Source organism: Bradyrhizobium sp. LCT2 (assembly GCF_009931255.1).
GTDB lineage: Bacteria > Pseudomonadota > Alphaproteobacteria > Rhizobiales > Xanthobacteraceae > Bradyrhizobium > Bradyrhizobium diazoefficiens.
The window spans coordinates 2,669,138-2,693,665 of record NZ_CP034432.1 but is presented as its reverse complement, the minus strand read 5'-3'; the positions used below and the strand labels follow the sequence as shown (position 1 = coordinate 2,693,665).

Below are 24,528 nucleotides of genomic sequence, written 5' to 3'. Positions count from 1 at the left end.
AACGTATTGCGTTCACTACCATGTGTCCCTAAGAGCGAGATTGTCTTGAACGTTACATCCCCGTGGGTCGGTCAAAATCCCCCGGGTATGGTCACTTGAAACTCCCCCACCTGATGATCGCCGTCAGCGCCGCTGAACAGCAGTAGCCGGTCAGGCAGGACGTTTATGTTCGACCCCTTTAGCCAGCAAGGGGCCGGGGAGTTGAACGTCTTGAAGCGACATCTGCAAAGCACGGTATTTACATTACTTGATCGCAACGCCAGCCAGCGCGAGATCCACAGGCTGACGGGGGTCGATCGCAAGACGATCCGGCGTTACCGGGCGCTGCGGGCTGGTGCGGAGGCAAATTCCCCCGGGGAAGTGACCACCGGCACGGTGAGCGCGGACGACCAAATTCCCCCACCCCGACCACCGGCTTTTGGGTGTCGGAAGCGACAGCCGCCTGCAGCCTGGCCCGCTCGGCCTGCGAACCGCATCGGGCATGGATCGAAGAACAGGTCCGCCTGAAGCGGAATGCGCAGGCGATTTACCAGGACCTGGTCGATCGATTTGGCTTTCCGTCCAGCTATCAGAGCGTCAAGCGGTTTGTGCGCACGTTGCGACACAGCGATCCCGAGCAGTTTGATCGACTTGAGTTCCTGCCTGGCGAGGAGGCCCAGGTCGACTATGGCGAGGGCGCTCTGACGATTGATCCCAGGAGCGGCCGGTACCGCCGTCCCCGCCTGTTTGTGATGACGCTGCGCTACTCGCGGCGCAGCTTCCGGCGGGTGGTCTGGAAGTCCAGCCAACACGTCTGGGCGCAGCTCCACGAAGAGGCGTTCCGGTATTTTGGCGGGTCCCCAGCTATGTCGTGCTCGACAATCTGAAGGAAGGCGTCCTCAAGCCGGATTTGTACGAGCCCGAGCTCAACCCGATTTACAGCGCGATGCTGGCTCATTACGCCGTGGTCGCCGATCCCGCGCGGGTGGCCGATCCCAATCGGAAAGGCTGCGTCGAGAGTGCGATTCAACATACCCAGGGCACCGCGCTGGCCGGACGGCGCTTCGAGACACTGGAAGCCCAGAACGAGTTCCTGAGGCACTGGGAGGAGAATTGGGCCTCCAAGCGCATCCACGGCAGCACGCGCCGTCAGGTCGAGGCGATGTTCCAGGAAGAGAAGCCGCACCTGCGGCCGCTGCCTGTCGCTCCCTTCCGCATCTTCACCGAAGTCGTCCGGACTGTCTGCGACGACACCACCGTACGCGTCGACAACAGCTATTACGCCGCGCGGCCCGCGCCGATCGGCAGTCAGGTCGTGGTGCGGATCTACGCCTCCACGATCGAGATCCGTGATCGCCACACCCGTGCGCTGCTGCGTGTTCATTCCCGGATGACGCACCCCGGTTCTGTTGTCCTGCCGACCAGCGAACGGCCGTTCAATCCGTCGCGGCAAACCGCCGTGCTGCTGGCGAGCGCCGAGCGCATCGGGCCGCAGACCAGGGCGCTATGCCAGCAAGTGTTCGACACCGAGGGGCGCCCCGGACAGCGCGCGATGTGGGGCATTGTCGGGCTGGGCCGGAAGTATCCGGCGCGGCTGGTCGAGCAGGCCTGCGCGCACGCCATCGACAACCGCATCTACCGCTACAAGCACGTGCGTGCGACCGTCGAGCGGTTGTTCGAACAGGCGATTGAGCAGGTTGGAGTGACGCCACAGCCGGCATCGCCGCTCACCCAGGATCATCCGCTGATCCGTACCCCCGCGGAATACGGCGACCTCTTCAGCCGCGCTGTGCGGCGCGACGCCGACGATAATGGTCGGCAGGCCGAGGCTCACGACGATCACGCCACGGCAATCCGCGCTCGTGTCGCCTGCGCAACCCCGGCCAGCTCCGGCGCCACGAGCGCTCCCGCTGCACCTTCTCACCTTAAACTGGAGACCTAGCCACATGATGACCATGCCGGAAATTGAGCGTTGCCTACGACAGCTGCGCCTGTCGGGTGTCCGCGACACGCTGCAGACGCGCGTGCTCCAGGCGCAGGGCGCCAACCAGCCCTTCCTCGAGACCTTCTCCCTTATCCTGCAGGATGAACTGGACCGTCGTCAGTCCCGTCTTATCGAGCGGCGATACCAGCAATCCGGGCTCGACGAAAAGCTGACGCTCGCCGAGTTCGACTGGTCCTTCAATCCCAAACTGCCACGTCAGACCTGCTTCCAGCTCCACACCCTGGCGTTCATTGCCGCTGGCGAGAACGCTCTGCTTGTCGGCAAACCTGGCACCGGGAAGTCGCACATCGCCAAGGCGATTGCCTATCAGGCGATCCTGCAAAGCCACAAGGTCCAGTATCTTGAGACCGACGACTTCTTCCACCGCTACGCCCTGAACTCTCCGGCACAACGCGAGGTCCGGCTGCGAACCATCATCGACTGCGATCTCCTCGTGCTGGACGATCTATTCCTCGCACGCGCCATCCCCGACGACGCCGGCACTTTGCTGCAGACCCTGATCCATCAGCGCTACAAACTGCGCCGCAGCGTCATCGTCACCTCCAATCGCGTCGTGCAGGATTGGGGGCATACCTTGGGGACAACACTATGAGCACGACGATCCTCGATCGCCTTATGCATCATTGCCATCTGCTTGAGTTCGACGGACGCAGCTATCGGCTCAAAGAAGCCGCTGAAGCTCTTGCCCGGGAAACAAACTCAAACTAACAGTCCCTTGTCCTGCCTCGCGGGTGGAGGAATTTGACTGACCACACCCGGAGGAATTTGAAGTGACCCGCGGGTTACATTCGCCTGCAACGACATCCAGTCTCCGAGAGCGTCTCTACTTGATTTTGTTGAGAAGCTCATTCATCGTTTCGGCGGAATATCAAGAAACGTCTGCTTGTGACTTGAACTCAGGGGCTTCGGTTGAACAATTCCCGTCCATCGTCCGTTCGTGACGGCAACTCGGGCTCCCGTGCGACGACGACGCGATTGGCATGTCATCGGCGACGCGGCCTGTCGCTCCGGACGACGCGACGCGCGCTGGTTCAGCTCGGGCGCGTTGCGGTCCGTGCCTTCGAGCAGGAATCGGGCACGACGTACTCATCGGGCATCTCCGGAGGTCTGACCTCTTTCGAATTAATCGCGAACCAGGGCGCAAGGCGGCTTCGGGACGCCGCAGACGAAGTTCCGGGGACGAGGTAAATCCATGCCATTGGCACGAGAGGCCGTCGAGCTGCTGGTCCAGGCGGCGAGGGCTTGGTATTTCGAAGGCAATCAGCATGGATTGCGCGATCGGGAATGGATGGCGCTGCGCTTTCTCGGCCGCGCCAACAGGTTTTCGCGCACACCGTCCGCGCTCGCCGGCTTCATCGGCTCCACCAGGGCGACTGCATCGCAGATCGTGAAGACGCTCGAGAGCAGGTCCTTCCTGGTGCGAAAGCCCTCGCACGAGGACAAGCGTTCCGTGGTGCTCCACGTCACCGCGCAGGGCGAGAAGTGCCTGAGCCAGCACGACCCGATCAACCACGTGGTGAATGCGGTCACGGCGCTCGGAACCGAGGAGTGCATCAGGCTGCGCGACTCGCTGCGGGAGATCCTCAATCACCTCGACGCAGCTCACCAGCGGCTCGATGCCAGCATCTGCCGGGACTGCATGTTTCTCGCCGAACGCAGCCCTGGCATCGGCCCGGCCGCCGCGAAGGGACGCGCAACCGCCGAATTCATGTGCCGGCTGTATCGCGCCCCCGTCTCGCTCGAGGAGACCGAGCTGCTCTGCACCAGTTTCGAGCGCACCCGCGACCGCCCGAAGATCGAGGCGCATCTCGACCGTGCGCGCGTGGCGAGCCAGGGATGAGGCGAAGGCCCGCAGCCTGAGCGCAACTTCCGCACCGATGGCGCGGCCAAAGCTTGCGTAAGATTTCGCGGCGCTCGCAATGACGGCAGTATCAGCTCCGTCATCCCCGCACAACGGCGAGAGATAAGCGCCCGTAGTTTCCACATCGTCATTGCGGGCGCAGCGAAGCAATCCAGAATCCCTCCGCGGAAAGACTCTGGATTGCTTCCGCCTTCGCTAAGGCTTCGGCGGACAAGTCGCTGCGCTCGCAAGGACGGAGCAAGACGAATCGTCGTCATCTTCTGGCTCGCTTCTCGACTCGCAGACACGCCTTCACGTCCCCGCGGCGCATTTCGCCCGAGCTTTGCTTCATCGCTCCACCCTCTTTCAGCCAAGAGGGCGCAGGGAAGGCCGGGTGCCGGCTGGCACCCACGGTCCGCTGTGCGCGTGTAGCGCATGAAAAGATGCACAGCGGCATACAGGTGCAGCCAAAACACTCGGCCTTCCCTGCGCAGTGGTCTGACGGCTTATGCCGTGATCTCCCGGGAGCCGAGTTCCTTCTGGCCTCCCTCACCCCGCGAATTGACGATGCCGTCCGCCCGGTCGGGCTCGCGTGCACCTCCGCGAAAGGCTTGACCGTAGCAACGACGGCCAGGACCACACGGTTTTGCCGTACGCGCATTCGCCGACCGCCACAGGGTTCTCCCGCGCTGTCGACGTCGCGGGAAAAATGTTGGCGAGACGAGCTTTCAGCGCCGCTCATCCGCACGCGGTTTCGGGCTCACAGGGACTACCCGCCCTGCCCGCACCATGTCGTGCCGACGCTGCCGCGTCCACCGCAGCCCGGCTCGCGAAACGTGACGACACAAGATCGCCCCTCAAGGTCAAACCGGGATGGGCGACACATACGACAAATCCGAATTTCGGTAAAGTGGAATATTTTTGTCGAGGCGGATTGACAGCTTTGCGGGTGTTTTGCCGTCGGGCAAACGAGGCGGTCTCCGCCTCGTCATTGCGAGCGCAGCGACTTGTCCGCCGAAGCTCTAGCGAAGGCGGAAGCAATCCAGGCGCAAAAAAACACCCGGCGGTTTCCCGCCGGGTGTTCGTTCGCGTGGCTCGATAGATCTTACCAGTTGCGCTGAGCGCGGAGGATCATGGCGATCGAGTTCTGATCCTTCAGCTCGTAGGTCGCGGCCGGCTTGGCGGTCACGACGTTCGGGGTGACGCCAACCGTACCGGAGTACTTCTGGTCGAGATGGGTCCAGGAGAGGTCGGCCGAGAACGTCAGGTTCTTGACCGGGGTCCAGCGGGTGACGAGACCGAGCTGGCCAATCGCGAAGTCCGGGTTACACGAGGTGACACCAGCCAGGCCACCGAACACGCCGCCAGCACCACCGGCGCCGCAGAGGGTGGTCTTGGCCAAGGTGCCGAACTGCGCCTGAGCGTAAGCGCCGTAGATCGCGGTGTTCCAGGCCGCATCCCAGTTGTGGGTGTAAGCGCCACGGAAGCCCCAGGTCTTGACGGTTTCCTGCGAGCTGCCGGTCACGAACACCGTGTCGGGAGCGTTGGCGAAGCCGATGCTGCCGTAGGCGCCAGCAACGCCCGAATTACCGTACAGCGCGTAGGAGCTGCCCGACAGATTCTGGAAGTTGTAGCGGGTCGCACCGTCGGTGTAGACGGCCTGGATGTTGATCGTGTCACCCGCGCCGGTCGGGATGTTCTTGATCGAGAGAGCGAGCTGAACCGCCCAGCCCCACTTGTCGTCGGGGTGGCCGGTGGTCTCGTTCGCACCGTAGTAGCCGACGTGGTTGTCATGCGCAGCCACAGACGCCTGGAAGAGGCCCCAGGCCTGGTCGACACGCACCTGACCGACGAGGTTCGGCGAACGCGAGCCGCCGATGGCGTTGGTGCCGTACGAACCGCCGATGATGCCGGCCGCGGTCGCGCCGGTCATGTTGAGGTTGCCGGCCTGATAGTACTGGGTCGCATCTTCAGCCGAGAACGACGCCGTCACGCCCTGGCCGAAGTCGGCCGTGTACGTGAACTGGGTCACACCGGTAACGGTGCCGGAGCCACCGACGAGGTTGTCGGTGATGTTGCCGGGATAGTTGGTCCAGGGCGCGTCGAACTGCGACACGGCCTTACCCATCGTGAAGCCGGCGAACTGGATGAAGGCGTAGTACACGCCGAGCGCACCGGCCGAGGTGTTGCCGTCGGTGCCGTTCACCGAGCCGGAGCCGTTCGAACCGACGAGGCCGGTGCCCGCAGCATTGAGACCGAGCGTACCGCTGTACTGGGTGCCGCCCGTTGCCGAACCGGTGGGGGTATAGTTGCCGGTCGTCCAGGTGAACACGCCGTCGAAGAAGGTACGGACGACGCCGTACTCGGTCGCGGTGCGGGTGTCGATGTTCAGGTCTTCACGAGCGCGGAAGGTGTAGTAGTTCATCAGGCGGTTGCGAGCACCGGCAACGCCGCCCTGGTTCGGATTGAAGTCCGAGTTGGTATTGAGGTTCGCGTCGGCACGCAAATAGCCGCCCAGCTTGATGCAGGTGTCGGTGCCCGGGATGTAGTAGAATCCGGCGCCGTACAGCGAGCAGACCTTCACGTATTCGACCGCTTTGGCCTTCACGGGAAGATCGGCTGCGAACGCACCGGAGACAGCCATCAGGCCGGCAGCCGAGCCGAGAAAGAGCGTCTTCGTCAACTTCATTAGTAAACCTCCAGGTCGGTTCGGGGGCTCGGCTCCTCGCTGGAGGCCGCGTTACCCACATCAATTTCCGTTCAATTCAGATCCGCACTGAAGGTCCGGACTGAAACGACAGCGAGGTGCCCCCCTCCGTCGTGCTTCACGTATAGTTTATAAAAACAATCGTCTCAATTCATTGATTTAGTGAATCGCAAGTTGGAAAGGGGATGTTGCCTGCGAGCAACAGGAGGCGAAAGACGCGGCACAAGTAGCTGAAATAAAAGAAAAAGCCCTCAGGGGGCATCCCGAGGGCTTTCTTGGAGGTCTCACATCGCTGGTCGTTGACAGCGGTCAAGAGCAGCAAATTCTGAGTGAGTACGACGTAACTTAATCAATTGTTTTGTGCAAGCATTAAGTGCCGACACGATTTCCCCAATGAAGAGTTCCGCGCACGATATGCGAGACGGTTTCCCAATATCCCGCTAAAAGGCTGATCAAAGACAAAAAGAAAAATGACCAAGGGGGAAGCCATATGATCGAGAAGAAGCTCGACCGGGCGATTACAGACTTCATCTGGAACGTCGTTGAAATCCACTCTCAGCTCGAGGACATCCACAGCAGCTGGGCCGGACTGCTGGGCATCACCGAGCCGCAATGGCTGATCCTGATGGCCATCACCGAGCTGGACGAGGGACGAGGCGTCGCCGGAATCGACGTCGCGAACAAGCTGCGCGTCCACCCCGCCTTCGTGACCAACCAGACCAAGAGCCTCGAGAAGCACGGGTTCCTGTCGCGACGGCCAGCGGCCGACGACGCCCGCTTCGTTCTGATGTCGCTGACGGAAAAGGCGACGACGGAAATCGAAAAACTGTCCAAGCGGAAGCTCGCCCTGAATTCGACCATGTTCAACGAGCTCGACGAGAAGACCCTCGCCGATTTGAATGCCGCGCTCGCGACCATTGCCAAGAATGCCCGGCTCGCTGCACGGCTACTGGCTATCGACGTGTCGTGATACGCGGTTCTTCACGACGCAGCCAAGGCGCGACGGCATGGGAAAGAATCCTCGGCGCGCTTCGGGTCGTTGTCTCCGGATGACTGCGCCGCGTTCGTCGCGAGAAGACCGCGGCTCAGTCATGCGGATCACGGGCTAAAGATAGGTGACGGGATCGAGGCGACGGGCAGCTCCAAGCTTGGCGTCGAGCCATTCAAAAATGAAGTCGTCCACCGTGATGAAATTCTCGACCTCGCCCAGAGGATACGGGATGCGGTTCGGCACGACGACCGAGCAGTCGGCTCCGGCCTGGCGATAGCCGGCTTGCAGCTCGAGCGCCTCCTGTTCGCGCACCATCGAGCGGCTCCCGACCACCATGAGAAGCGGACAGGCCATTCGGCGCGGCGACGACAACGGACGCATCGAGGCTCCGCCCTCGACGACCTGCTCGACGCCTGTCATCCAGTGAACCGATGCCCGGTGCGCGACCGACCGCAAAAGACCGCCGTCGCACACGGCGGCGGCTACCCTGCGATCCGAGAGGACAAGGCGGGAGGCATGACTGGCGCCCGCTCCTTCGCCGTAGATCGCTATCCGCTGCGCGTCGACATCCGGGCGGGCCTCCAGATAGTCCAGCCAGCATTGGAGGATATGCTCCTGTTTGAGCGGACGACGAACAGGCGAACTGCCGGGATCGATGAGCAGAAGTGACATGTTCCGGCGAAGCGAGGCGGGCAAGAGCCTGCTCATCATCGAGGCCAGGGTGACGTCCTCGTCGGCGATGCAGATGACCGCGGGCGCGGAAGGCCCGTGACAGAGCGCCGGCAGGAAGAAGCCGGTCAACGCTCCCTGCTCGAAGCCGTCGATCTCGACGTGCTCGATCGCGTGAGCCGCATCGTCCGCGAAGCTTCTCAGGCTGAGACCGACCCTATCGGCGAAGTCGGTACTCGCGAGATCGTCCGGAGAAGACAGGCTTCGCGCGACTTCGAACGCCATCAGCGCGCATATCCACGCTTCGCACGCGACGATCCGGCCGGCACCGTCCGCGCGCGCGGATTCGGCGGAGCTCCGGTAGTCTTCCGCAACCCTCAACCAGTCTGAAAACCAAAGATGCCTGTGCGCCTCGCGCGCAAGCTCCGCGACAGACAAACTTTCGAAAAATTCGGACGCGCGCTTTCGCAAGCGTACGAGGCTTCCACCGGCGCCGTCACAGCGGCCGTGAGGCCAATGATCACCTTCCATTTTTTTCTCCGAACGGCGCCGTCAGCGATTGGCCGGGCTTGCCGGCTGCGCATTCAGCGCAGAGCCGTGCACGCCTGCTCGATGCGATCCCAGGCGTACCTGGTCGCGTCCATCGCGCTTGCGTCTGCTGATGCCGTGCGCCTCGCCGATCTGTCTCGCTGCCGTCTCGACTCCACGCAGGGACAGCACATCGTGCCCCGCGCAGGATCGGAGCGTTGTTGCAGCGAGACCCCATCCGATGTTCGTTTCGTCTTCGCTTCGCGCGGGCGAGGGCACTTGGCCAAACCGTGTGTAGCCCCCATCAGCCGGTCTCAACACAAGTTGCACGCCGGCTCCAACTCAATCGTCACGTCTCAGCTCCGTTGCTGATGTACAGTCATGGCCCCGCGCCACTTTGCCATTTTTGCGGTCCTAGGTTTGTAGTTTTTTGTTGCGATCGACGGCTAAATATTGGCTGCCATTTGATGACAGAAGAGGCAGGGTCTGTGTCGGCTTCCACCGTGAATTCCTGATGACCCATCCGGCGCGCAGCTCATCACGATAGCGATAAAAGATGCGGCGGATTGCCGCTTCATCGATGCCGAATGTCTTACGCCGCGGGACTTCCCGACTGTCGTTCTCGCAGGAAAACTTGCGAGACGAATCCTCGACGTCGCGCATCCACACACGGCGCGCGAAACGTGACGACGCATGATCGCCCTCCAGGTGAACCGGGATGGTCGAGACATCCGACATTCCGAACTTCAGATAAGCCACTTATTTAAGCAACTCAAGTATCTGCTGACGCCCTCGTGTCCGGGTGCGGATCGTCACGCTTTCGGCGTCGAGCAACACGGCCGGGCCGCCCGCCGAACCTTCCGCGCCTTGTATGCATTATCCCAGTTGCCATCGCCGGCCACTTCGCTTTACATGCCGGCAACCTGCCCTCGGATTGCAGCCGGGGCACAAAAATCACATGACATTTCCAAGGGACGAAACATGGCGCGCAACATATTGATTCTCGGGGCTTCCTACGGCTCCCTGCTGGGCACGAAGCTGCTGATGGCGGGACACAACGTCACCCTGGTCTGCCGCGCCAAGACCGCGGAGCTGATCAACCGTGACGGTACCGAGGTCCGCATCAAGTTGCGCGACGAGGCGGTGCACCGGGCGATCTTCTCGCGCGACCTGCCCGGCAAGCTCGATGCGGTGACGCCGGCCGATGTCGACGTCTCCCGTTACGACATGGTCGGCCTTGCGATGCAGGAGCCGCAATACACCAACCACACGGTGCGCGTGCTCATGGTCAAGATCGCCGCGGCGAAGCTGCCGTGCCTGTCGATCATGAACATGCCGCCGCTGCCCTATCTGAAGCGGATTCCGGCGCTCGCAGGCATGGATCTCGAGGAGGCCTTTACCAACGCGCAGGTGTGGGAGCGGTTCGAGCCGGGCCTGGTGACGCTGTGCTCGCCCGACCCGCAGGCCTTCCGTCCGCCGGAGGAAGCCGCGAACGTGCTTCTCGTCGGCCTGCCCACCAACTTCAAGGCATCGGTCTTCGCCGACGAGAAGCACAACAAGGTGCTGCGCGAGCTCGAAGCCGACATCGACGCGGTGACGCTCGACGGCCACGACGTGCCGGTGAAGCTGAAAGTGTTCGATTCCCTGTTCGTGCCGCTGGCGAAGTGGTCGATGCTGCTGACCGGCAATTACCGCTGCATCACGCCGCACGAGCCGCAGTCGATCCGCGACGCCGTGCACGGCGATCTCAAGCGCTCGCAGACGATCTACGATCATGTCGACGCGATCGCCCGCCGCCTCGGCGCCGATCCGCAAGACCAGGTGCCGTTCGCGAAATACGCCAAGGCGGCCGAAAGCCTGCTCAAGCCGTCGTCGGCCGCGCGCGCGGTGGCCAGCGGCGCGCCCTTCATCGAGCGCGTCGACCTGCTGGTGAAGCTGATCTCGCATCAGCTCGGCGTGCCCAACCCCGAGATCGACCGCACGGTCGAGACCGTGGACCAGAAGCTGAACGAGAAGATCGTGCAGGGCGGATCGGGCGCGCAGTAGCCGCGCGCCACGTCTGTCGCTATCGCGCGACGCAGGCGCTCACGCGCTCAGGAATGATTGAAGCCAGATCAGGCCGGTCACGGCGACGAGCGTGACCGCGCCGGTGCGCGTGATGATCTCAGGGTAGCCGAGACGACGGGCGCCGCCGCCAAGCGTTGCGCCCAACGCAATCCACGCGGCGCCCGCGGTGACGATCTGAAGCGCGATCATTCCGAGCCACGGCAGGAGCTCGAACAGTCCGGCATGGAGCGGCAGGAGCAGGAAGGCGAACACCATCGCCTTCGGATTCAGCAGCGTGGTGATCAGCACCTGACGGAACGTCACCACGGCGCCGCCGCGCAGCTCGCGCGCGTTGACGCGCCAGAGCATGACGGCAAGGCCCAGGATGTAGACACTGACCGCCACGCGAAGCACGACGGCCGCGAGCGGAATGCCGCTCACGACGGGACCGAGCGCCAGCCGCAGCAGCGCAATCGCCGCGAGATAGCCGAACAGCTCCGCCGCGAGCAGACGGAGCGACCGCGATATCCCGATCCCTGCCCCCGATGTCGCGAGCAAGGTGTTGGTCGGTCCCGGCATGGCGAGGAGAAAACAGGTCGCCGTGAAGAAGGTCAGGAAGTTCATAGCCCAGGCTAACAGCATCGCGCCGGCAAATCTTGATCTGCGTCATGCGGCGGCACCGCCATGCTCGACTTTGGCCGCGTTCGCACGGAACGGTTCCCGGTGTTGCCCGAACTCGATGAGAGCGATCGCGCCGTCCTGATCACGCGATCGTGTCGCTGCCCACGTCTCGTCGTCTTGCCTCGCGCTTAGGCGTGAGCAAGATAGCTTTGTAAGTCACCTTGCCCGGCATTGATTTGCGATGCCTGCGTTTGGGATCCAGACAAGAACACGAGAAGAAGCAATGGATCAGGCGATGCTGAGCGTCGTCCGTGCGGTCGAGGCAGGCGCGACGACCATGAAGGGTGTCATCGACGCGACCGGATTATCCCGTCTCAAGATCGAACGTGCGTTGGCTGCGCTGGAGAAACAAAAGCTCCTGGTGCGCGACGGCCAAGGCTTCAGGGCAACGGGTCTGCCGAGAACAGCGCCCAACCCGCGTCAATGCGGATCGTGCAACGCCTGCTGCGATATCCTCGAAGTCGCTGCGGTCGACAAGCCGGTGAACCAGCTCTGCAGGCATTGGCAGGCGGGCACCGGATGCACCATCTACGCGAGCCGCCCGCAGATGTGCCGGTCGTTCGCCTGCGCCTGGCTGCAAGGCCATCTCGACGATGCATGGTTTCCAGCGAAATCGGGCATCGTGGTGCATTTCAGCCAGGACGCCGTCAACGTCACGGTCGACGACGACTGCCCCGATCGCTGGCGCGAGGAGCCGTATTTCAGCAAGCTCGCCGAATGGTCGATGAACGGCATCAGGCGAATCGGAAACCGCGGCTACGCGACCCTCGTGGTCTCCAGCGAGAACCGATTCCTGCTGCTCGGACGCACCGTCGTTCCCGATCCGACGCCATCAGGCACCGCGTTCCTGCCGCTCACCCCCGACACGTTCCGGTTCTGGCGGGCAACATCACCGGAACATCTGCAGCGGCTGCACGAGCGCATCGCCGAGATCGAGCGGATCAGGCAGGAATTCGGCTCCTGCGCGATTCCCCCAAACGAGGACGACGATCCCGTCCCGCCCTATCGCCCCGCGCTTCTACGGTTGTCGAATCACGCCTGAACGCCGTCGTGGGCAACAGAGCATGATTCGCGCTGTGGTGCTCGACGCGCCCCGGCCGGGTTGATAAGCCCCTGTCCGCGAATGATGGGGACTTGAGTCGGGACATGACGGTTGCGATCGAGATGGGGCAGACCACGGCGGGCGCCGCGGCGGCCATGGACCTCGAGGAACTGCTGGCGACCCGCCTCCTGGTGCAGGGCAATTCGGGCTCCGGCAAGTCGCATCTGTTGCGGCGGCTGCTGGAGCAGAGCGCACCCTGGGTGCAGCAGGCCATCATCGACCCCGAGGGCGATTTCGTCACGCTGGCCGAGCGCTTCGGCCATCTCGTGATCGAGGCCGAGGATCACACCGAGCGCGGCCTTCAGGTCGCGGGCGAGCGCGCGCGGCTGCATCGCGTCTCAACCGTGCTCAATCTCGAGGGCCTCGATGCCGAGAACCAGATGCGCCGTGCCGCCGCGTTTCTCGGCGGCCTGTTCGACGTCGATCGCGACCATTGGTACCCGATGCTGGTGGTGGTGGACGAGGCGCAGCTGTTCGCGCCGGCAGTCGCCGGCGAGGTGTCGGACGAGGCGCGAAAACTGTCGCTCGGTGCCATGACCAATCTGATGTGCCGCGGCCGCAAGCGCGGGCTCGCCGGCATCATCGCGACCCAGCGGCTGGCAAAGCTCGCCAAGAACGTCGCGGCCGAGGCCTCCAACTTCCTGATGGGCCGGACCTTCCTCGACATCGACATGGCGCGCGCCGCCGACCTGCTCGGCATGGAGCGGCGCCAGGCGGAAGCCTTTCGCGATCTCGAGCGCGGCCAGTTCATGGCCCTGGGACCTGCGCTGTCGCGGCGTCCGCTGCGCCTGAACATCGGCCCGACCGATACCCACGCGCGCAACTCCACGCCGCGGCTGATGCCGATGCCGGACTCCGCACGCGAGGATATGCGCGCCGTGATCCTGGCCGCACCGCCGCCCGATGCCAGCCGGCCGCAGCGCCGGCCCGCGCCGGATCTGCTCGAACAGCTGCGCGCCGCGAAAGCGGCCGCCACGCCGGAGATCCGGCCTGAGGTGGTCGAGGTTCAGGTCAGCGCCGAGGAGCTCGCGGAGCGGCGCGAACGCGTCGACCGGACCCTGCGTGCCGTGCTCGCCGAGCCCGATGCCGGCTTCCGCGCCGTCGGCGTGCTCTATCAGGAGTTCGTGGTCCGCTGCCGCATCGAGGGCCTCGGCGCGGCCGTGCCTGACCTCAACGAATTCCGCCGCATGCTGACGCGCGCGCGCGCCGGGCTTGGCGCCGAGCATGCCGAGGACGACGACTGGCAGGACGTGTCGCTGCGCGCCTCGATCCTGCCCGACGACATGCAGGGCGTCTTCATGATGATCGCGCGCGCGGCGAAGGAAGGCTGGCCCTGCCCGGGCGATGCCGCGATCGCCCGCGCCTATGGCTCGCATTCGCTGCGCCGCGCGCAGCGCCTGCTCGGCTACATGGAGGAGCAGGGTCTCATCGTCTGCCAGCTCGACGGCGGCGGACGCAGGATCGTGACGCTGGTGGAGCTGGCCTGGGCGACCGCGCCCGGTGATCCCAATGGCGACGATCTGCCGGTGGAGCCGGCGCAGAGCGCAGCTTCGGCCTGATCGTTACGCGGCCTCGGCCCCGCCGAGATAGGCGTCGCGGACGCGAGGATCGTCCTTCAGCGCCCGCGCGGGGCCGGAGAGCACGATCTTGCCGGTCTGGAGCACATAGGCCTCGTGCGCGATCTCGAGCGCGAGGCTGGCGTTCTGCTCGACCATGAACACGGACACGCCCTCCTGGTTGATGGTGCGGATCAGCTCCAGCACGCGGTCGACATAGAGCGGCGACAGGCCCATGGTCGGCTCGTCCATCACGATCATCCTGGGACGGCTCATCAGCGCGCGCGCCATCGCCACCATCTGCTGCTCGCCGCCGGACAGGGAGCCTGCGCGCTGCGACAGCCGCTGGCCGAGCTTCGGAAACAGCGTCAGCATCTTGTCGAGATCCTGCGCCACCGCATCGCGGTCGTTGCGCACGAAGGCGCCCATCAGGATGTTCTCGCGGACGGTCATGTCCGCGAACAACCGCCGCGCCTCCGGCACCGAGGCGATGCCGCGGCGGACGATCTGCGGCGTGGAGAGGCCGATCAGCGAGGCGCCGTCGAACGTCACGTCGCCGGACCGCGGCTTGACGAGGCCGAGGATGATCTTCATCGTCGTGGACTTGCCGCTGGCATTGCCGCCGAGCAGGCAGACGATGTGGCCGCGCGCGACCGTGATCGACAGGTCGAAATGCACCTGGGCCTGGCCGTAGAAGGTGTTGACATCAGACAGCGCGAGCAGCGGCCCGGAAGAGGAATTCGTCATGCCGCGCTCTCCTGCTCCGCCGCCCCCGACAGGCCGTGACCGAGATAGGCCTCGATCACCTTGGGATCGCCACGCACCTGTTCGCCCGGTCCCTCCGCGATCTTCTTGCCCTCGTCCATGACGATGACGCGGTCGGAGAGGCGCATCACCATCTCGAGCTTGTGCTCGATCAACAGGATGGTCAGCCCCTCCGCCTTCAACTCGGCGACGAGGCCCTGCATTTCGGCAGTCTCGGTCGGGTTCATGCCGGCGGTCGGCTCGTCGAGCAGCAGCAGGCGCGGCTTAAGAGCGAGCGCACGAGCGATCTCGACGCGGCGGCGGTTGGCGTAGGAGAGGCTGTAGGCCGGCTGGTCGATCCGCGGCAGCAGCCGCTCGCCAAAGCGGGCGAGGATGGCTTTCACCTCCTCGCGCAGCCGTTCTTCCTCGTCCCTGACGCTGGCGGGACGCAGCAGCGCCAGCCCCAATTCCAGCAGCGGGCCGATCACCGGCACCGCCGGATTGACCGCACGCAGCCGCGTATGCGCGCCGATCAGGACGTTGTCCATGACGCTGAGATTGCCGAAGACGCGGCCGAGCTGGAAGGTGCGCGCGATGCCGTCGGCCGCCAGCCGTTCCGGCGAGAGGCCGGTGATGTCCTGGCCTTCGAAGTGGACTTGACCTGCGTCGGGCCGGTCGAGCCCGGTCACGAGGTTGAACAGCGTCGTCTTGCCGGCGCCGTTCGGGCCGATGATGCTGACGAGCTCGCCCCTGGCGAGGTCGAGATCGATCTCGTCGACCGCGGTGAGGCCGCCGAAGCGCCGCGTCAGCCCGCGCAGCGACAGCATGGATGTGTGCTGCTCTGCCATCACATCGTTCCCAACAGGCCCTGCGGCCTGAACCGCACCAGTAGCAGCAGCACGATGCCGTAGATCAGGATGCGGTACTCCGCCGCGATCCGGAACAATTCTGGCAGACCGACCAGCGCCACCGATCCGACGATGGCGCCGACGACATTGCCGAGGCCGCCGAGGATCACGACCGTCAGCGCCAGGATGGACTGCTGCGTGTTGAAGGTCTCGTGGTTGATGTAGGAATAGAGATGCGCGGCGATGCCGCCGCTGACACCCGCCGCAAATCCGCCGAAGATGAAGGCCAGCGATTTGTAGCGGTTCAGGCTGAGGCCGTAGGCGCGCGCGGCGATGTCGTCGTCGCGGATGGCGCGAAAGCTGCGGCCGAGATGCGAGCCGAGCAGGCGCGCCTGGAGCAGCGCCAGAACGACCATGACCGCAAGGCTGAACCAGTAGACCGACGACGGGCTGACGAGGTCGTAGCCGAACAGCGACAGCGGCGGAATGCCGGAGATGCCGATCGGCCCGCGCGTGACGCTCTCCCAGTTCAAGATCACCAGCGACACGATCTCGCCGATGGCGAGCGTCGCGATCGAGACGTAGTGCCCGCGCAGGCGGAACGACGGCGAGATCAGAGCGGTGCCGAGCGCAGCGCTCATCAGGCCGCCACCGATGATGGCGAGGCCGACGGGAACGGCGAAGGTCAGCGACAGCAGCGCCGACGTGTAGGCGCCGATCGCGAGCAGCGCCGCATGTCCAAGCGAGACCTGCCCGATCGTGCCTGCAACGAGCGTGAGGCTGAGCGCGAGCATGCCGAGCAGCCAGGCGTTGATCAGGGTCTGGAGCACGTAGAAGGACACCGGGAACAGCGGCAGGATCGCAAAGGCAGCGGCCGCCACCAGCAGCGCCCAGCGCGGAATGCGCACCGGCCGGCTCGGCGCGATGAAAGTCCCGGTGAGCGGCTCGGGCGGCGCCTGCCGCGCGCTGGCGAACAGGCCGTTCGGCCGCAACACCAGCACGACAACCAGCAGCAGGAACGCGAACAGATTGCGGTAGCTGGTGCCGAACACGGCTACGCCGTAGCTTTCGACCAGTCCCAGCAACAGGCTCCCGATCACCGCGCCCGGCACGTTGCCGGCGCCGCCGACGACTTCGGCGACGACGCCCTTGAGTGTCGCCTGAAGGCTCATCGCGGTGTCGATCTGGTTGTAATACATGCCGACCAGCATGCCGGAGACGCCGCCGAGCGCCGCGGCGATGCCGAACACCGCCTGATTGACGCGGTTGACATCGACGCCCATCTGCATCGCGGCATCGCGGTCCTGCGCGGTGGCGCGCACCGCCCAGCCGAGCTTGCTGTAGCGCAGGAACACGAACAGCAGCAGCGCGCTGGTGATGCCGACGCCGGCGATGAGCAGATCGAGCGGGCCGATCGTGCCGCCGCCGATCTGGAAGCGGACGTCCGGCAACTGGCTCGGCAGCGCACGCGGGTTCGGCGAGAACGTCAGCATCACCAGCTGGTCGAGCACGAAGCTGATGCCGATGGTCGCGAGCAGCGGCGCGATGCGCACCGAGTTCTGGAGCGGCCGCAGGCCGAACCGCTCGATGATCAGCCCGACCAGCGCTGCGGCCACCGCGACCACGATGATGGTGAGCGGCAGCGGCGTATGCAGCTGCACCACCGCGACCCAGCCGATATAGGCACCGACCAGATAGATCGAGCCTTGCGCAAAGTTGATCAGCCGGCTGACGCCGAAGATCAGCGCGAGCCCGACCGCAACAAGGGCGTAGACATTGCCGACGATCAGCCCGTTGATCGTGTAGTCGAGCCAGGAAGACAAACGTTGGTCCCCGCGTAGGAAGGAAGGCAGCCGGAGCGGCGCGCTCCGGCCGTCAGGTCAGGTCGGCTTGCCGTCCCAGAGCGCGAACTGGCCCTTGCGCACGACCAGTTCTGCGTTCATGGCGCCCTTGACCCGGCGGCTCTCGACGTCGAACGTCGCCGAGCCGAAAATGACGCTCGACACATCCTTCACCTTGGCGAAGGCGTCGCGGATGGCGCGGCGATCGGTGCCGCCGATCCTCACGACCGCGGCCGCCATGTTCATCGCGTCGTAGGCATAGGCGTTGAAGGCGTCGGGCTCCTGCCCGTTGTACTTGGCCTTGAAGCCCGTGATGAATTTCTTCACCTCGGGCCTGGGATCCTCGGGGAAATAACGCGTGCCGAGATGGACGTCCTCGACCGCCTCGCCGCCGAGCTCCAGAAATTTCGGCGAGTATACCGAGCTTGCCGCGCAGATGGTCTGCTTCAGCCCGACCTGGCGGGCCTGGCGCGCGATCAGCGCACCGTCGGAATAGTAGGAGATCAGGATCAGCCCGTCCGGACTGGCGTCGCGCACGCGCACCAGGGTGGAGCGGAAGTCGCGCTCCTCCGCGATGTAGCCCTCGGTCACCGCGATCTCGGCGCCGTATTCCTTCGCCGCCTTGACGAAATAGTCGCGGCTGGTGCGGCCCCAATCGGTGTTGAGGTGGAGTATCGCGAGCTTCTTGAGACCGAGGCGCTTGACGGCATAGGCCGCCAGCAGCGGCTGCTCGTCGGCCTGGCTCACCGACGTGCTCCACATGAAGTCGCCACCCTTGGTGAAATCGGGGTGCGAATTGGTGAAACCGAACTGCACGAGGCCGCCGCGCTGATAGATCGGGGATGCCGCCATCGAGGCCGGGCTGGAGAAATCGCCGAGCTCCATGACGATCCGGGGATCGGACACGAACTTCTGGGCGATCGCCACCGACTGGCGCGGGTCGCTCTGGCTGTCCTCGAAGCTGTAGGCGAGCTTGCGGCCGTTGATGCCGCCGGCGGCCTGGATCTCGTCGAGTGCGAGATCGAAGCCCTGCTTCCACTGCGTGCCATATTGCGCGTTCGGCCCGGTCAGGGGGCCGCTGACGCCGAGCAGGATCGGCTCGGACGACTGCGCAAACGCGCTGCGCGAGAAGGCCGCTCCCGCCATCATGGCGGCGAGCGAGCCCTTGACCAGGGTACGGCGATCGATGTTGCTCATCTACGGCTCCATCCACTCAATGTTGAAACAAGCAGCAATTTCCATGCCGGTGAGATTGCCTATTTCGAGGGCTCACCGAGCGACAGCATCAGCCGGTTCGCCCAGTTGAAGAACGAGGCGCCGTTGATGACGTCGACGATCTCGGCATCGTCGAGACCGGCGCGGCGCAGCTCCTCGACATTGTCGGGCCCGAACGCGATCGGCGTCGCGGCCAGCGCCACCGAGGCCTTGACCACGGCATTCCAGCGCTCGCCGAGATCGGCCTCGACGCCTTCGTCGAGCAGCCGCTGCACGTCGTCGCGGCGCTTGGAATAGGTGCTGGCAAATCGCGCATGCACGGAGGCGCAATAGATGCAGCCGTTGTAGCGCGAGGTCGCGGCGGCTGCGAGCTCGCGCTCGGCGCGCGGCAGGCCATCGGCGACGTTGTAGAAGATGTCCTTGTCGGTCTTGGTGCGGGCTTCCAGCACCTCGGGATCGCGCACCAAGAGGCGGAAATATTCCGACTTGGCGCGGGCGCGATCGACCAGACCGGCGAAGTGCCGCTCGGTCAACTCGGCCTCGGGCAGCGGGTCGATCCACGACACCCAGCCGAGTTCGTCCTGGGTGAAGACGACGGGCGGATTGACGGTGTTTGCAGCGCTCATGATTGCGGTCTCCTTACGCGCCAGCCGCGGCGTTTGCAGTGCGCCCAAGCGAGGCGCCGAGCACGCGCAGGCCCGTGACGACGCGCACCTGGAACGACAGGAACGCAACGAGCTGGGAGAAGGTGACGATGCCGGTATTCGACCAGCCGGCGGCCAGCAGCGCCTTCATGTCGGCGGACGCGGCATCGCGCGGCCGGAACACCAGCAGATGCGCATGCTCAAGCGCCGCAACGAGCCGAGGACCGAGGTCGGGTTTGCGCTCTGCGCTGACGCGATAGATCAAACCGGCCGTGTTCTCGACCGACAGCGGTCCAGCCGGGAAAGCGCCGTACGGGCCCGAGGTCGCGCCGCGCGCGATTTCGACCTCGATCGCTTCGACCAGGCGCGCTCCTTCGGCGGTCGCCGCGAGCTTTGCCCGGTAGAACGCGGCGACAACGGGCTCGCGGTGAAGACCGATCACGAAGAACGCGACCGCGGCGCGCTCGGAAAGCGAAAAATCGCCGGCGTCGATCGGCTCGAACAGCGACAGATAGCTCTTCTGCGCGTTCTCGCGCGCCTGCACGCGCTTCGCGCGGATGCCGTCCAGGGCGGACCCCGGTTCGATCCCGGCGAGCGTGTCGATGATATCCTTCGTCGCCATCATTCAGCCTCGTGCAACGCGATCATGTTCATTCCGACTATTGTTTGAGCGTGATTTTTCGGAAGACCGCTGCGGACTTTGCACTAACGCGGCCCTTCGGCTCCGGATCATGCTTTAGCCCGCCAGCGCCACGTCTTGCGCCGCCGTCCGGGTCCAGCCCAGCGCCGGCGCCACCTTGTCCGCGACCAGCTCGATCGAGCGCAGGATATAGGGGTGCGGTGCATCGACCGAATGCGCCTGGAAGACCAGGTCGGTCACCCGCTCCAGCGTCGCGTCGCCACGCAGCGAGGCGATGACCTCGTCGGCGGCGCCGACATGCGTGTCGAACGCGGTGATCATCTCCGCCAGCGTCTCGCCCGGCGGAAGGTGACCGCCCTTCATGAATTGCGGCAGCGCGCGCCGCAATCCAATGTCGGCAAGGCGCATCGCCTCACGATGGTCGTCGGCGACGAAGACGCTGCGCGAGGCCATGATGCGCGGCTCGCGTCCCGGCGGCAGCGCTTCGAGATAGGCGTCGATGATCGGGTTCTGGATCTCGGCCAGCGTTGCGCGCGGCGCCTCCTTGGCCCGCGGCTGGGTACGCGAGAGCAGGAGGCCATCGCCCGCCTTGCCGGCGCGGGCGCCGCCGGCGACCGAGAATGTCGCCTGCCAGATCCGGCCGTCCAGTTGCGGCCGCTGCGGATAGAGCGTGTCGCCGCCGGTGAGCGGCTTACCGGCGAGCGCGGTGCGGACGACCTCGAGATTGCGCGCGAAGATCTCGTTGCGCTGGGCGCTGTCGAGACCGAAGGCGGCAAAGGCCGACGGATTGCCGCCGGTGCCGACGCCGAGCTCGAACCGGCCGTCGCAGAGAAGGTCGAGCACCGCGGCGTCCTCCGCCACCCTCACCGCATTCTCCAGCGGCAAGGTGACGATGCCGGTGCCGAGGCGGATGCGCGAGGTCTGCGCGGCGACATAACCCAGGAAGGTGAAGGGCGACGGCAGGCCGCCCTCGCGCTCGTGAAAATGGTGCTGCGCGATCCACGCGGAATCGAGGCCGGCCTTCTCGGCGCGCACGATCTGCTCGGCCGCAAAGCGATAGCGGTCCGCCGGCGGCGCCTCGTCGAGAAGCCGCGTGAAGAAGCCCAGTCTTTTCAGATTTGCGAACCGTTTCATGCCAACCGCGCCCAACGTTGCAACAACCCGCATGATGTCCGCTGCCGCAGCGCGAGGCAAGCAGCCGCCGCGCAGGGCTGCCACTCCGGAGCCATCCGTTCCTGCCGAAGATACGACGCCCGCTGCCTACCAGCTGGGCAGCACCGCCCCCTTGAACTTGGTCAGGACGAACTCCTTCACCTCAGGCGTGTGGTAGCTGTCCACGAGCACCTTGACCCAGGGCTTGTCCTTGTCGGCGGTGCGAACCGCGATCAGGTTGACATAGGGTCCCTTCGGGTCCTCGCGCAGGATCGGATCCTTGACCGGATCGAGGCCCGCCTGGGTTGCATAGTTGGTGTTGATCGCGGCTGCGTCGACGTCGTCGAGCGCGCGCGGCGCCTGCGCGGCGTCGACCTCGATGAACTTCAGCTTCTTGGGATTCTCGGTGATGTCGAGCACCGTGGGCTTGAACCCCGTGCCATCCTTCAGCTTGATCACGCCCTTGTCGCGCAGCAGCAGCAGCACGCGGCCGCCATTGGTCGGATCGTTCGGGATCGAGACCTTGCCGCCCTCCGGGATATCGGCGAAGGCCTTGTGCTTCTTCGAATAGACGCCGATCGGGAAGTTCACGGTCAGGCCGACGGCCTCGATCTTGTAGCCGCGATCGGCTTTCTGGTTGTCCAGATACGGCTGGTTCTGGAACGAATTGGCCTGGATCTCGCCGGCGTCGAGCGCAGCGTTCGGCACCACATAATCGGAGAACTCGAGCAACTGGATATCGAGCCCCTGCCTGGCGGCGATCGGCTTCACCGCCTCGAGGATCTGCGCATGCGGCCCCGGCGTCACGCCGATCTTGATGGTCTCGGCTGTTGCTGTGGCCGACCAGGCGGCGAGCACGGTCGAGAGGATCAGAGGGAGGCGAAACGACATCTTGGTCTCCGTAGGTCTGCGACAATGATTGGAACCGTATTCGCTTCTCCGCAGGATGAAATCAATAAAATGGAAATCCATATTGGCGGCCTGGGCGGGCCACACCTTCTCCATTCGACGCCAAACAGAAAACGAATTCACGGCGCCCGACGGCGCTACAGTTGCTGACCAACGCGCTACTGCTGCCGGTGCCGGCCGTTGGCGTTGCCAGCATCAGGTGAGCCGCGCCTATTCGGACCGCCAGGTCGACGGCGACAGCATGACCAGGGCGCAGATCGCGGCATAGGCTGCGAGCGCCACCGCGACCATGGTGGCGAGCCCCGCCATGCCCGCGCCAAAGCTTGCCACCGCGATCCAGCCGCCGCCGGCCGCGATCAGGATCCGCGCGATCGAGGAGGCGAGCGGCCCCATGGCGCGCCCGGTGCCTTGGGCGGCGAAGGACGTGACGAAGCCGAAACCGAGCGCGGCATAGGCCGGCGCCACGATGCGCAAATAGGTCATGCCTTCGCTCACCACCTCGGCATCGTGGCTGAAGAGATTGAGCCAGGCGGTCGGGAAGATCGCGACCAGCAGGCCGATCGTCCCGGTCATGACCATGCCCACGATGCCGCTGATCCAGCCGATCCGGCGCGCCCGCGCGGTCTGGCCCGCGCCCATGTTGACGCCGACCATGGTCAGGGTCGCCGTGCTGATGCCGAACAGCAGCGGGATCATGATGTAATCGAGCCGCGAGGCGATGCCGTAGCCGGCGAGCGCGGAGGTGCCGAACAGGCCGACCGCGCCAGTGACGAGGATGACGGTGAGGTTGGTCAGCACCGCATTGAAGGCGGTTGGAATGCCGACCTTCAGCATGTCGCCGAAGATTTTTGGGCGCAGCGGCACGATGTGCAGCGTCAGGCCTGTCGCACCCAAGGCCATGTAGCGCAGCAGGAACAGCATGGCCGCGCCATAATAGAGGCCGAAGGCGACGCCGGCGCCGCCGATGCCGAGCCGCGGGATCGGCCCGAGGCCGAAGATCAGCGCCGGCGAGACCGGGATGGTCACGATTGCGCCGACCAGCGTCACCAGCGCGGGCACCTTGACGTTGCCCGAGCCACGCAGCGCCGCCGCCTGGAGGTTGACGATCCACACCGGAATGGCGCCGGCGAACAGATAGTTGGAATAGGTGGTGGCCGCAGCGAGCGCATCGCCCTGGCCGCCGAGGGTCCGGTAGAGCCACGGGCCGCCGAGAGTCACGCCGAGCGTGAACACACCGCCGGCGAGGATAGCGAGCACGACGGCATGAAACAGCGCCGCCTCGGCGTCATCACGGCGCCCCGCCCCGACCGCGCGCGCGACCGAGGACGCAACGCCGCTGCCGAACCCGCCGTTCGACATCATGGTCATCAGCATGAAGATCGGGAATACCAGCGCGGCGCCCGCCAGCGCGTCGGTACCGAGGAACCCGACATAATAGGCCTCGGCAATATTCACCGCGGTCTGCGCCACCAGCACGGTCACGGTCGGCGCAGCCAGCTTGAGCAGCGTGGGGAGGATCGGCGCGATCAGCAGTGCCGCTCGCCGCTGCTCCGCCGCGCTTGGGGTGACGGCGGCGCCTGGCGCGGCCGCCTGGCGAAGCGGAGCCGCGGCATGGGCCGCGACTTGCGCGGCGGGCAAGGCTGGGGCGGCGGCATCCTCGACTGACATGGCCATGGTCCTTGCGTGCCTGCCGGACCGCCGCCAATCGGCCGCCCATTGCATTACGGCCATAATGTAATATTATGATCGTAATTCAATAGCCCGCTCCTCACGATTTCGTTGGCCGGGGTGGACATCGGCTCCCAAGGAGGCGCGATTGGCGCGGTACGACAAGGGACACCGGGACGCGACGCGGCGGCACATCATCGACGTCGCCTCGGCGCAGTTCCGCGAGAGCGGCATCGCCGCCGTCGGTCTCGCCGGCATCATGTCCGAGGCCGGCCTGACCAACGGCGCCTTCTACACACATTTCGAATCCAAGGAGGATCTGGTGCGCGCGGTGCTGCTGGATGCGCTTGAGCGGCGCGAGCAGCGGCACAAGGACAATCTCGAAAACGGCATCGCGCTGGAGACTACGATCCGCGACTACCTCTCCCCGCGCCATCGCGACCACGCCGGGACCGGCTGCCCGACCGCGGCGCTGGCGTCCGAGATCGCGCGGCATCCGAACGCGACGCGTGAAGCCTTCACCGCAAAGATGTCCGACATCATCGCGCTGATGGCGGCGCAGATGCCGGATGGCTCGGCTGCGGAGCGCCGGCGACGCGCGATGTCGGTCTATGCGACCATGGTCGGCGCGCTGCAATTGTCGCGGGCCGTGAGCGACAGGCAGTTGTCGGAGGAAATTCTGGAGAACGCGGTGAAGGCCGCGTTGGCGCTTGCGAATGGGCGGTGACGCGTTCGAAATCTTCGGCGACCCAACTGCGGCCGC

General features: G+C 65.1%; 19 protein-coding genes and 2 pseudogenes. 8 read left to right on the top strand and 13 right to left on the bottom strand.

The annotated features are described in order from the left end of the window. The first annotated feature begins 165 nt into the window (after window positions 1-165). From istA to EI171_RS13195, 3 genes and pseudogenes are all read left to right on the top strand, one after another. Window positions 166-1,921: pseudogene (gene istA / locus EI171_RS13205) on the top strand (IS21 family transposase). 4 nt (window positions 1,922-1,925) lie between these two features. Then, window positions 1,926-2,692: pseudogene (istB, locus tag EI171_RS13200) on the top strand (IS21-like element IS1631 family helper ATPase IstB). A gap of 484 nt (window positions 2,693-3,176) precedes the next feature. Further along, the gene (locus EI171_RS13195) at window positions 3,177-3,824 is read left to right on the top strand and encodes a MarR family winged helix-turn-helix transcriptional regulator (RefSeq protein ID WP_161533552.1); all 648 of its coding nucleotides are present in this window, start codon (window positions 3,177-3,179) and stop codon (window positions 3,822-3,824) included. Window positions 3,825-4,929: 1,105 nt separating this feature from the next. Here EI171_RS13195 and EI171_RS13190 read toward each other — a convergent pair. Beyond that, window positions 4,930-6,513: a porin gene (locus tag EI171_RS13190; protein ID WP_161533551.1), complete on the bottom strand. Its 1,584-nt coding sequence runs from the start codon at window positions 6,511-6,513 to the stop codon at window positions 4,930-4,932. A gap of 508 nt (window positions 6,514-7,021) precedes the next feature. On the opposite strand from EI171_RS13190, the gene EI171_RS13185 reads away from it, so the two are divergent. Then, the gene (locus tag EI171_RS13185; RefSeq protein ID WP_011089627.1) at window positions 7,022-7,501 is read left to right on the top strand and encodes a MarR family winged helix-turn-helix transcriptional regulator; all 480 of its coding nucleotides are present in this window, start codon (window positions 7,022-7,024) and stop codon (window positions 7,499-7,501) included. Between the two features lie 135 nt (window positions 7,502-7,636). Here EI171_RS13185 and EI171_RS13180 read toward each other — a convergent pair whose 3' ends face one another. Together EI171_RS13180 and EI171_RS13175 are read right to left on the bottom strand one after the other, a co-directional pair. Continuing rightward, window positions 7,637-8,722: a S9 family peptidase gene (locus EI171_RS13180; RefSeq protein ID WP_161533550.1), complete on the bottom strand. Its 1,086-nt coding sequence runs from the start codon at window positions 8,720-8,722 to the stop codon at window positions 7,637-7,639. A 411-nt stretch (window positions 8,723-9,133) separates the two neighbouring features. Beyond that, window positions 9,134-9,457: a hypothetical protein gene (locus EI171_RS13175; RefSeq protein ID WP_210253964.1), complete on the bottom strand. Its 324-nt coding sequence runs from the start codon at window positions 9,455-9,457 to the stop codon at window positions 9,134-9,136. Window positions 9,458-9,700: 243 nt separating this feature from the next. On the opposite strand from EI171_RS13175, the gene EI171_RS13170 reads away from it, so the two are divergent. Beyond that, entirely contained in the window at window positions 9,701-10,765 is a 1,065-nt protein-coding gene (locus tag EI171_RS13170) for a ketopantoate reductase family protein (protein WP_161533548.1), read from the top strand. 39 nt (window positions 10,766-10,804) lie between these two features. Here EI171_RS13170 and EI171_RS13165 read toward each other — a convergent pair whose 3' ends face one another. Next, window positions 10,805-11,407, bottom strand: a complete 603-nt coding sequence (locus tag EI171_RS13165) for a LysE family translocator (protein WP_246740536.1) — start codon at window positions 11,405-11,407, stop codon at window positions 10,805-10,807. Window positions 11,408-11,669: 262 nt separating this feature from the next. Between EI171_RS13165 and EI171_RS13160 the strand changes: the two genes are divergently transcribed. Together EI171_RS13160 and EI171_RS13155 are read left to right on the top strand one after the other, a co-directional pair. Next, complete coding sequence (locus EI171_RS13160; protein WP_038965652.1) at window positions 11,670-12,488, top strand: YkgJ family cysteine cluster protein; 819 nt, start codon at window positions 11,670-11,672, stop codon at window positions 12,486-12,488. 104 nt (window positions 12,489-12,592) lie between these two features. Beyond that, on the top strand, window positions 12,593-14,107 hold the full coding sequence (locus tag EI171_RS13155; RefSeq protein ID WP_161533547.1) for an ATP-binding protein: 1,515 nt from the start codon (window positions 12,593-12,595) through the stop codon (window positions 14,105-14,107). A gap of 3 nt (window positions 14,108-14,110) precedes the next feature. Here the strand turns inward: EI171_RS13155 and EI171_RS13150 are convergent, their stop codons facing one another. The 9 genes from EI171_RS13150 to EI171_RS13110 form a co-directional block, all read right to left on the bottom strand. Continuing rightward, window positions 14,111-14,851: an ABC transporter ATP-binding protein gene (locus EI171_RS13150; protein ID WP_011089634.1), complete on the bottom strand. Its 741-nt coding sequence runs from the start codon at window positions 14,849-14,851 to the stop codon at window positions 14,111-14,113. Next, entirely contained in the window at window positions 14,848-15,696 is an 849-nt protein-coding gene (locus tag EI171_RS13145) for an ABC transporter ATP-binding protein (protein ID WP_161533546.1), read from the bottom strand. The genes EI171_RS13150 and EI171_RS13145 overlap by 4 nt, the downstream gene beginning before the upstream one ends. Then, window positions 15,696-17,519 (bottom strand): ABC transporter permease, encoded by a 1,824-nt coding sequence (locus EI171_RS13140; protein WP_060908748.1) that lies wholly within the window; start codon window positions 17,517-17,519, stop codon window positions 15,696-15,698. Before EI171_RS13140 ends, EI171_RS13145 begins: the two co-directional genes overlap by 1 nt. Window positions 17,520-17,576: 57 nt before the next feature. Next, entirely contained in the window at window positions 17,577-18,734 is a 1,158-nt protein-coding gene (locus tag EI171_RS13135) for an ABC transporter substrate-binding protein (protein WP_028174227.1), read from the bottom strand. Window positions 18,735-18,793: 59 nt separating this feature from the next. Beyond that, window positions 18,794-19,378, bottom strand: coding sequence for an alkylhydroperoxidase domain protein (locus EI171_RS13130; protein WP_011089638.1), 585 nt, complete (start codon window positions 19,376-19,378; stop codon window positions 18,794-18,796). A gap of 13 nt (window positions 19,379-19,391) precedes the next feature. Then, window positions 19,392-20,018, bottom strand: coding sequence for a CMD domain protein (locus EI171_RS13125; protein ID WP_038965667.1), 627 nt, complete (start codon window positions 20,016-20,018; stop codon window positions 19,392-19,394). A gap of 114 nt (window positions 20,019-20,132) precedes the next feature. Continuing rightward, the gene (locus tag EI171_RS13120; protein WP_161533545.1) at window positions 20,133-21,170 is read right to left on the bottom strand and encodes a putative FMN-dependent luciferase-like monooxygenase; all 1,038 of its coding nucleotides are present in this window, start codon (window positions 21,168-21,170) and stop codon (window positions 20,133-20,135) included. A 126-nt stretch (window positions 21,171-21,296) separates the two neighbouring features. Continuing rightward, entirely contained in the window at window positions 21,297-22,079 is a 783-nt protein-coding gene (locus EI171_RS13115; protein WP_028174223.1) for a MetQ/NlpA family ABC transporter substrate-binding protein, read from the bottom strand. Window positions 22,080-22,307: 228 nt separating this feature from the next. Continuing rightward, a complete protein-coding gene (locus EI171_RS13110) occupies window positions 22,308-23,765 on the bottom strand; it encodes an MATE family efflux transporter (protein WP_161533544.1) in 1,458 nt (485 codons plus the stop codon). Between the two features lie 148 nt (window positions 23,766-23,913). On the opposite strand from EI171_RS13110, the gene EI171_RS13105 reads away from it, so the two are divergent. After that, entirely contained in the window at window positions 23,914-24,492 is a 579-nt protein-coding gene (locus EI171_RS13105) for a TetR family transcriptional regulator (protein WP_028174221.1), read from the top strand. Window positions 24,493-24,528: the final 36 nt, after the last annotated feature.

Bases quoted from the DNA above. Each gene is read 5' to 3' on its own strand.
- EI171_RS13195 (WP_161533552.1), top strand. From the start codon at position 3,177: ATGCCATTGGCACGAGAGGCCGTCGAGCTGCTGGTCCAGGCGGCGAGG.
- EI171_RS13190 (WP_161533551.1), bottom strand. From the start codon at position 6,513: ATGAAGTTGACGAAGACGCTCTTTCTCGGCTCGGCTGCCGGCCTGATG.
- EI171_RS13185 (WP_011089627.1), top strand. From the start codon at position 7,022: ATGATCGAGAAGAAGCTCGACCGGGCGATTACAGACTTCATCTGGAAC.
- EI171_RS13180 (WP_161533550.1), bottom strand. From the start codon at position 8,722: ATGGAAGGTGATCATTGGCCTCACGGCCGCTGTGACGGCGCCGGTGGA.
- EI171_RS13175 (WP_210253964.1), bottom strand. From the start codon at position 9,457: ATGTCGGATGTCTCGACCATCCCGGTTCACCTGGAGGGCGATCATGCG.
- EI171_RS13170 (WP_161533548.1), top strand. From the start codon at position 9,701: ATGGCGCGCAACATATTGATTCTCGGGGCTTCCTACGGCTCCCTGCTG.
- EI171_RS13165 (WP_246740536.1), bottom strand. From the start codon at position 11,407: ATGCTGTTAGCCTGGGCTATGAACTTCCTGACCTTCTTCACGGCGACC.
- EI171_RS13160 (WP_038965652.1), top strand. From the start codon at position 11,670: ATGGATCAGGCGATGCTGAGCGTCGTCCGTGCGGTCGAGGCAGGCGCG.
- EI171_RS13155 (WP_161533547.1), top strand. From the start codon at position 12,593: ATGACGGTTGCGATCGAGATGGGGCAGACCACGGCGGGCGCCGCGGCG.
- EI171_RS13150 (WP_011089634.1), bottom strand. From the start codon at position 14,851: ATGACGAATTCCTCTTCCGGGCCGCTGCTCGCGCTGTCTGATGTCAAC.
- EI171_RS13145 (WP_161533546.1), bottom strand. From the start codon at position 15,696: ATGGCAGAGCAGCACACATCCATGCTGTCGCTGCGCGGGCTGACGCGG.
- EI171_RS13135 (WP_028174227.1), bottom strand. From the start codon at position 18,734: ATGAGCAACATCGATCGCCGTACCCTGGTCAAGGGCTCGCTCGCCGCC.
- EI171_RS13130 (WP_011089638.1), bottom strand. From the start codon at position 19,378: ATGAGCGCTGCAAACACCGTCAATCCGCCCGTCGTCTTCACCCAGGAC.
- EI171_RS13125 (WP_038965667.1), bottom strand. From the start codon at position 20,018: ATGGCGACGAAGGATATCATCGACACGCTCGCCGGGATCGAACCGGGG.
- EI171_RS13120 (WP_161533545.1), bottom strand. From the start codon at position 21,170: ATGAAACGGTTCGCAAATCTGAAAAGACTGGGCTTCTTCACGCGGCTT.
- EI171_RS13115 (WP_028174223.1), bottom strand. From the start codon at position 22,079: ATGTCGTTTCGCCTCCCTCTGATCCTCTCGACCGTGCTCGCCGCCTGG.
- EI171_RS13110 (WP_161533544.1), bottom strand. From the start codon at position 23,765: ATGTCAGTCGAGGATGCCGCCGCCCCAGCCTTGCCCGCCGCGCAAGTC.